This is a genomic window from Pseudomonas sp. SWRI81 (assembly GCF_014268545.1).
Taxonomy (GTDB): Bacteria; Pseudomonadota; Gammaproteobacteria; order Pseudomonadales; family Pseudomonadaceae; genus Aquipseudomonas; species Aquipseudomonas hamedanensis.
Window position 1 is genome coordinate 24,436 of record NZ_JABWQS010000057.1, and the last position, 7,293, is coordinate 31,728.

At 61.8% G+C, this 7,293-nt stretch carries 6 protein-coding genes; 5 read left to right on the plus strand and 1 reads right to left on the minus strand.

Translation table 11 applies throughout. The features are described 5' to 3' along the window. Positions 1 to 45: 45 nt before the first annotated feature. The 5 genes from HU765_RS24595 to HU765_RS24615 all read left to right on the plus strand — a co-directional run bounded on the left by HU765_RS24595 (position 46) and on the right by HU765_RS24615 (position 5,883). On the plus strand, positions 46 to 993 hold the full coding sequence (locus tag HU765_RS24595; RefSeq protein WP_186623520.1) for a dihydrodipicolinate synthase family protein: 948 nt from the start codon (positions 46 to 48) through the stop codon (positions 991 to 993). 62 nt (positions 994 to 1,055) lie between these two features. Then, on the plus strand, positions 1,056 to 2,648 hold the full coding sequence (locus HU765_RS24600; protein ID WP_186623522.1) for an aldehyde dehydrogenase (NADP(+)): 1,593 nt from the start codon (positions 1,056 to 1,058) through the stop codon (positions 2,646 to 2,648). After that, positions 2,638 to 3,903 carry an FAD-dependent oxidoreductase gene (locus tag HU765_RS24605; RefSeq protein WP_186623524.1) on the plus strand — a complete coding sequence of 422 codons (1,266 nt, stop codon included), beginning with the start codon at positions 2,638 to 2,640 and terminating at the stop codon, positions 3,901 to 3,903. Before HU765_RS24600 ends, HU765_RS24605 begins: the two co-directional genes overlap by 11 nt. 105 nt (positions 3,904 to 4,008) lie before the next feature. Then, the gene (locus HU765_RS24610; protein WP_186623526.1) at positions 4,009 to 5,058 is read left to right on the plus strand and encodes an NAD(P)-dependent alcohol dehydrogenase; all 1,050 of its coding nucleotides are present in this window, start codon (positions 4,009 to 4,011) and stop codon (positions 5,056 to 5,058) included. 126 nt (positions 5,059 to 5,184) lie between these two features. Continuing rightward, positions 5,185 to 5,883: a tRNA (adenine(22)-N(1))-methyltransferase TrmK gene (locus tag HU765_RS24615; RefSeq protein ID WP_238344761.1), complete on the plus strand. Its 699-nt coding sequence runs from the start codon at positions 5,185 to 5,187 to the stop codon at positions 5,881 to 5,883. A gap of 234 nt (positions 5,884 to 6,117) precedes the next feature. On the opposite strand, the gene ycaC is transcribed toward HU765_RS24615, so the two are convergent. Continuing rightward, positions 6,118 to 6,747: an isochorismate family cysteine hydrolase YcaC gene (gene ycaC, locus HU765_RS24620; RefSeq protein WP_016774235.1), complete on the minus strand. Its 630-nt coding sequence runs from the start codon at positions 6,745 to 6,747 to the stop codon at positions 6,118 to 6,120. Positions 6,748 to 7,293 lie beyond the last annotated feature (546 nt).

Below are 7,293 nucleotides of genomic sequence, written 5' to 3' on the forward strand. Positions count from 1 at the left end.
CCGATCGTTCACCTCGAATAAAATCAAATGCCAAGGAGTTAGAACATGAGCGACAACATCTTCACCGGTTGCATGCCGGCCCTGATGACCCCGTGCACGGCCCAGCGTAAACCCGACTTTGATGCGCTGGTGGCCAAGGGTCGCGAGTTGATCGATACCGGCATGAGCGCCGTGGTTTATTGCGGCTCCATGGGCGACTGGCCGTTGCTCACCGAGGCCGAGCGCCAGGAAGGCGTGGCGCGGCTGGTAGCCGCCGGCGTGCCGACCATCGTCGGCACGGGCGCGGTGAACACCCGTGAGGCGGTGTCTCACGCAGCCCATGCAGCGAAAGTCGGCGCGCAAGGCTTGATGGTCATCCCGCGTGTGCTGTCCCGTGGGGCTTCGGCGACGGCGCAAAAGGCTCACTTTGCCGCCATTCTGCAAGCCGCGCCGAACTTGCCGGCAGTGATCTACAACAGCCCTTACTACGGCTTCGCCACCCGCGCCGATCTGTTTTTCGAACTGCGCCGCGAGTACCCGAACCTGATCGGCTTCAAGGAATTCGGCGGTGCTGCGGATTTGCGTTACGCGGCAGAAAACATCACCTCCAAGGATGACGACGTGACGCTGATGGTCGGCGTCGACACCCAAGTGGTGCACGGTTTCGTCAACTGCAATGCCACCGGCGCCATCACTGGCATCGGCAACGCCCTGCCCCGGGAAGTGCTGCAACTGGTGGCCCTGAGCAAGCAAGCGGCGCAAGGCGATGCCAAGGCACGACGTCAGGCGCGGGAACTGGAATCGGCGCTGGCGGTGCTGTCATCGTTCGATGAAGGTTGTGATCTGGTGCTGTATTACAAGCACCTGATGGTGCTCAACGGGGACAAGGAATACACCCTGCACTTCAACGAGACCGACACGTTGAGCGATTCGCAACGGCGCTACGCCGAGAAGCAGTATTCGCTGTTCCGTCACTGGTACGAAAACTGGTCGGCCGAGCAGAACTTCGCCTGACCGCGACCTGCCGTGGAGCATCACGATTCGCGGCAGGCCCCCTCTTTTCACAGGAAGACACCATGACTTTGACGGGCAATTTGCTGATCGGCCAACAATCGGTGGCGGGCGAACGCCAAGCCTTCTACGGGATTAACCCGGCGACCAACCAGACACTGGAACCGGCCTATGCCGGCGCGTCGACCTTGCAGGTTGAACAGGCTTGCGCGCTGGCCTGGGCAGCGCAAGACGCCTATCGCGAAACCAGCCTTGCTGCCCGTGCCGAATTTCTTGAATGCATTGCCGGGCACATCGAGCTGCTTGGCGATGAACTGATCGAGCGCGCCCACGCCGAAACCGGCCTGCCCCAGGCACGTCTTCAGGGCGAGCGCGGCCGCACTTGCCAGCAACTGCGCCTGTTCGCCCGAACGGTGCGCGCCGGTGAGTGGCTCGATGTGCGCGTCGACACGGCGCAGCCACAACGCCAGCCGCTGCCGCGCTCGGACCTGCGTCAACGGCAGATCGCACTGGGGCCAGTGGCGGTGTTTGGCGCGAGCAACTTTCCGCTGGCCTTTTCCGTGGCCGGCGGTGATACCGCCTCGGCGCTGGCCGCCGGTTGCCCGGTGATCGTCAAGGCCCACAGCGCGCACCCCGGTACCAGCGAACTGGTGGGCCGCGCGGTCGCCCGAGCGATCAAGGACTGCGCGTTGCCCGAGGGCGTATTTTCATTGCTGTTCGATTCCGGTTATCAGGTGGGCATTGCGCTGGTCAGCGACTGGCGCATCAAAGCCGCAGGCTTCACCGGCTCGCGCACCGGCGGACTGGCCTTGATGCAAGCGGCGCAAGCGCGGCTGGAGCCGATTCCGGTGTACGCGGAAATGAGTTCGATCAACCCGGTGCTGCTGTTTCCGGCAGCCTTGCACAATCGGGCGCAGGCGTTGGCCGAAGGGTTTGTCGCATCGCTGACCCTGGGCGCCGGGCAGTTCTGTACCAATCCAGGATTACTGATCGCCCAAAAAGGCCCGGCGCTGGATGGGTTTCTCCGCGCGGTGACCGAACTGATTCCCCACAGCGCGGCGCAAATCATGCTGACGCCGGGCATTTACAGCGCCTATGCAGCGGGCGTGACGGCGTTGCAGGACAATCCCCGCGCACGCAAGGTCGCCGCAGGTCAATCCGGCGCCGGCCCGAATCGGTGTCAGGCGCATGTCTTCATCACCGACGCCGTCGATTTTCTCGCCGATCATCGCCTGCACGCCGAAACCTTCGGCGCCGCCTCGCTGGTGGTGCAATGCAGCAATAACGAAGAAATCCGTCAGGTCTGCGAACACTTAGAAGGTCAACTGACCGCGACTCTGCACGTGGATGACGCTGACCTTGCTCTGGCCCGCACATTGCTGCCGACCCTGGAACGCAAGGCCGGGCGCCTGCTGGTCAACGGCTGGCCGACCGGTGTCGAAGTGTGCGATGCCATGGTTCACGGCGGGCCTTTTCCGGCAACATCCGACGCGCGGACCACGTCGGTCGGCACTGCCGCGATCCAGCGATTCCTGCGGCCGGTGTGCTATCAGGATTTCCCCGACAAGTTGTTGACCACGGCGCTGCAAAAAACCAATCCGCTGCACCTGCATCGCTTGCTCGACGGCCAACGGGAAGACGCAAGCCATGGCGAATAACCCTTCGCACGACATCGCTGTGGTCGGTGCCGGGATCATCGGCGTGGCTTGCGCACTGCGTCTCGCGCAGCAGGGCCTGCGCGTGGTGGTCATCGATCAGCAGGCGCCCGGCCATGGCGCCTCGTTCGGCAATGCCGGGCATCTGGCGACCGAACAGGTGTTTCCGATTGCCGACGTGTCGATCCTCAAACGCTTGCCGGCCATGCTCATGGACCCGATGGGGCCGCTGCGCCTGGACTGGAAATACCTGCCGCGCGCGCTGCCGTGGTTCACGCGGTTGCTGCTGAATCTGCGAACTGAGCCCTTCCAGAAAACCGTCGCAGGGTTGCGTGCGCTCAATGAAAGCAGCCTCGACGCGTGGCAGCAGTTGCTCGCTGATATTCAGCGTCCCGATCTGCTCAAGGTCGACGGCTCGTTGCTGGTCTTCGAACGTGCCGAGTCGCGTCAGGCCATTGAGGCGCTTCAGACGCGTTTGCGTCAGCAACAGGTACCGATCGATTACTGGCGGGGCGAGGCGATACGCGAAACCGCGCCGCAGCTCAGCGAGCGGATTGAGGGCGGCTTGTTTTTCCCGCGCACCGGGCATTTCCTCGATCCATACCAAGTCGTCGTCGCACTGGTCGAAGCGGCCAGGGCCTGTGGCGTGGGAATCGTCCAGCAGCAGGTTCAGGGCGGTTATGTGCAGGAGCACGGTGTGGCATTGCTTACCGGATCCGGAGAGTTGAAGGCGCGCCGCGTGTTGATCGCTTGTGGCGCTCATTCGGCGAAACTCACCGCCGCATTAACAGGCAAGAACGTGCCGCTGGACACCGAGCGCGGCTATCACCTGATGCTGCCCCAGGAACATCACCGGCTGCCCTTCCCCGTCACCTCGCTGGAACGCAAGTTCATCATGACACCGATGAGCGAAGGCCTGCGCCTCGCGGGTACGGTCGAGTTCGCCGGGCTTGAACGACCCGCAAACATGGCGCGCGCCTGGCAGTTGCAGCGCTTGAGTCAAGGCCTGTTTCGCAACGACCTGAACGCTGACGGCGCTACCCCGTGGATGGGTTTTCGCCCATCGCTGCCGGATTCGCTTCCGGTCATCGACCAGGTCTGCAATGGCAAAGTGTTGCTTGCGTTTGGGCATCAGCACCTGGGGTTGACGCAGGCGGCGGTGACGGCGCAGATGGTGGCGCGGCTGGTTTCGCCGACGCTGCCCAGCCAGCTCATCGACTTGCCCGATATCGCGCCTTACGCGCTGGATCGATTCTGACAGCGGTTTCACAGAATCAGGCAAACATTCCACAGAAATGCACAATGGCGCGTTCGAACATAAGGGCCACAATTAACATCCGACAAACCCATGGAGGATGCTCCGATGCTCGTACAAGCCTACGGCGCCCACGCTGGCGACAAACCCCTTGAGCCGATGCAGATCAACCGCCGCGCACCGGCCGCCCACGATGTGCAGATCGACATTGCCTTTTGCGGCATCTGCCATTCGGACTTGCATCAGGTGCGCGCTGAATGGGCCGGCACGCAGTTTCCTTGCGTTCCCGGTCATGAAATCGTCGGTCGCGTGTCAGCCGTCGGCACGCACGTCAAGGACTACAAGGTTGGCGATCTGGTCGGTGTCGGCTGCATCGTCGATAGCTGCAAACACTGTGACGATTGCGAATCCGGGCTGGAAAATTACTGCGACGGCATGATCGGCACCTACAACTTCCCGACCCCGGACGCACCGGGCTGGACGCTCGGCGGCTATTCGCAAAACATCGTCGTGCACGAGCGTTATGTCCTGCGCATCCGCCATCCCGAGGCGCAACTGGCCGCCGTCGCGCCGCTGCTCTGCGCAGGCATCACCACCTATTCGCCACTGCGCCAGTGGAACGCCGGCCCCGGCAAGAAAGTCGGTGTGGTCGGCATCGGTGGATTGGGCCACATGGGCATCAAACTGGCTCACGCCATGGGCGCCCATGTCGTTGCGTTCACCACCTCCGAGTCCAAGCGTGAAGCGGCCAAGGCGCTGGGGGCGGACGAAGTCGTGGTGTCGCGCAATGCCGAGGAAATGGCGGCACACACCAAGAGCTTCGACATGATCCTCAACACGGTTGCAGCACCGCACGATCTCGACGCCTTCCTCGTCCTGCTCAAGCGCGATGGCGCGCTGACGCTGGTCGGTGCGCCCGCCTCGCCGCATCCCTCGCCGAACGTGTTCAACCTGATCATGAAGCGCCGCACCATCGCCGGTTCGATGATCGGCGGCATTCCCGAGACCCAGGAGATGCTCGATTTCTGTGCCGAGCACGGCATCGTTTCCGACATCGAGCTGATCCGCGCCGATCAAATCAACGAGTCCTACGAGCGCATGCTCAAGGGTGATGTGAAATACCGCTTCGTCATCGACAACGCGACGCTCGCGGGCTAAGCGCAAACGCCCATCGGCAGCGCCGTGCTGCCGCTGGGCAAGCGATTCCATCGGCGCGATTTGACAGCGTCGGCGTTGCTCGCCAGAGTCGCACCCCTTTTTCCGCCGCCGGTGAAGGGGTTGCCGTTGAACCAACAGACATTGTCCATGCGCCTTGAGCGCGTCGCCGCCCACGTGCCGCTTGGCGCGCGGCTGGCCGATATCGGCTCGGACCACGCTTACCTGCCGGTGGTCCTGATGCGCCGCGGGATGATTGCCGCGGCGGTGGCTGGCGAGGTCGCTCCGACGCCCTTCCACGCGGCGCAACGCACCGTGAACGACAACGATCTGCGCAGCCACATCAGCGTGCGCCTCGCCGATGGCCTGGCGGCGATCAGACCTGAAGACGCCATCAGCGCTATCACCCTCTGCGGCATGGGCGGCGAGACCATCCGCGACATTTTCGACAGCGGCAAAGCCCGACTCAGCGGCCACGAACGGCTGATTCTGCAACCTAACGGCGGCGAGCAGCCGCTGCGTCAGTGGCTGATGGATAACGGCTACCGGATCGTTGGCGAAGAGGTGCTGCATGAGGACCGCTTCGACTATGAAATCATTGTTGCCGAGCGTGCTGCCGAGCCGCTGACTTACAGCGCCGAAGAACTGTATTTCGGCCCTGTACAACTGCAGGAGCGCAGCCCGGCGTTTCTACAGAAATGGCGACGCAGGCTGCTTCAGCGACAGAAGACCTTGAGCCAATTTACCCACGCGCAACAGGCATTACCGCAGGCCAAAGTGCAGGCGATCAGCCAAGAGGTGCAGTGGATCAGCGAGTTGCTCGGGTGACCGTGCCGCCTTCTTCGCGAGCAGGCTCACTCCTACAGGAAATTGCGTTTTCCTGACGAAACACGGTCAACTTTGGGAGTGAGCCTGCTCGCGATGGCGTCGGCACGCGCAACATCTTCATTGGCTGGTCCAGAGCTATCGCGAGCAGGCTCACTCCTACAGGTGACCGTGTTTAGTCATCCGGAAAAACAAAAAGCCTGCTGTTAAAAGCAGGCTTTTGCGTTGCTGGTGAAGTTACTTCTGCTGCGTCAGCGCCGAGTAGCTGTTCATCAGGTTACGGTAGTTGGGGATCCGCTGCGACAGCAGGTTGCCCAGCCCTTCGATGTCGTTGCGCCAGTCGCGGTGCAGCTCACAGGCCACCGAGAACCAATTCATCATCTGTGCACCGGCCTGGGTCATGCGGCTCCAGGCGGCTTGCTGCACGGTGGTGTTGAAGGTGCCGGAGGCATCGGTGACCACGAACACATCAAAGCCTTCCGCCAGCGCCGACAGGGTCGGGAACGCTACACACACATCCGTCACGACACCGGCGATGATGATTTGCTTGCGACCGGTAGCCTTGATCGCCTTGACGAAATCTTCGTTGTCCCAAGCGTTGATCTGACCTGGGCGAGCGATGTACGGCGCGTCCGGGAACATCTCTTTCAACTCTGGCACCAGCGGGCCATTCGGGCCTTGTTCGAAGCTGGTGGTGAGGATGGTCGGCAGGTCGAAGAACTTCGCCAGGTCGGCCAGCGCCAGCACGTTGTTCTTGAACTCGTTCGGCGAGAAGTCCTGCACTAGCGAGATCAGCCCGGTCTGGTGGTCAACCAGCAGCACGATTGCGTCGTCTTTGTTCAGGCGGTTGTAGGTTGGAGTGGTCATGGTGTGCATCCCTTTTTGATTGTCTGAAGTTGTTGTTGCGTTCAAGTTGGGTACAGATTACTGACGCACAGCAAAGGGATAAATCGGCTGAAAAGCGTTTCACTGTCCACCTGATCAGGACAATTGAAAGTTATCTCCTGTAGGAGTAAGCCTGCTCGCGAAGGCAAAGTGTCAGACGACACTGATGCTGGATGTGCCAGCCCTTTCGCGAGCAGGCTCGCTCCCACAGTGGATCTGCACTGAATGGCAGATGTGTGAATGACTGCAAAACCCTGTGGGAGCGGGCTTGCTCGTGAAGGCGGAGTGTCAGACGACACTGATGCTGGATGTGCCGGCCCTTTCGCGAGCAAGCCCGCTCCCACAGTGGATCTGCACTGAATGGCAGATGTGTGAATGAATGCAAAACCCTGTGGGAGCGGGCTTGCCCGCGAAGACGGAGTGTCAGACGACACTGATGCTGGATGTGATGGCCCTTTCGCGAGCAGGCTCGCTCCCACAGTGGATCTGCACTGAATGGCAGATGTGTGAATGACTGCAAAACCCTGT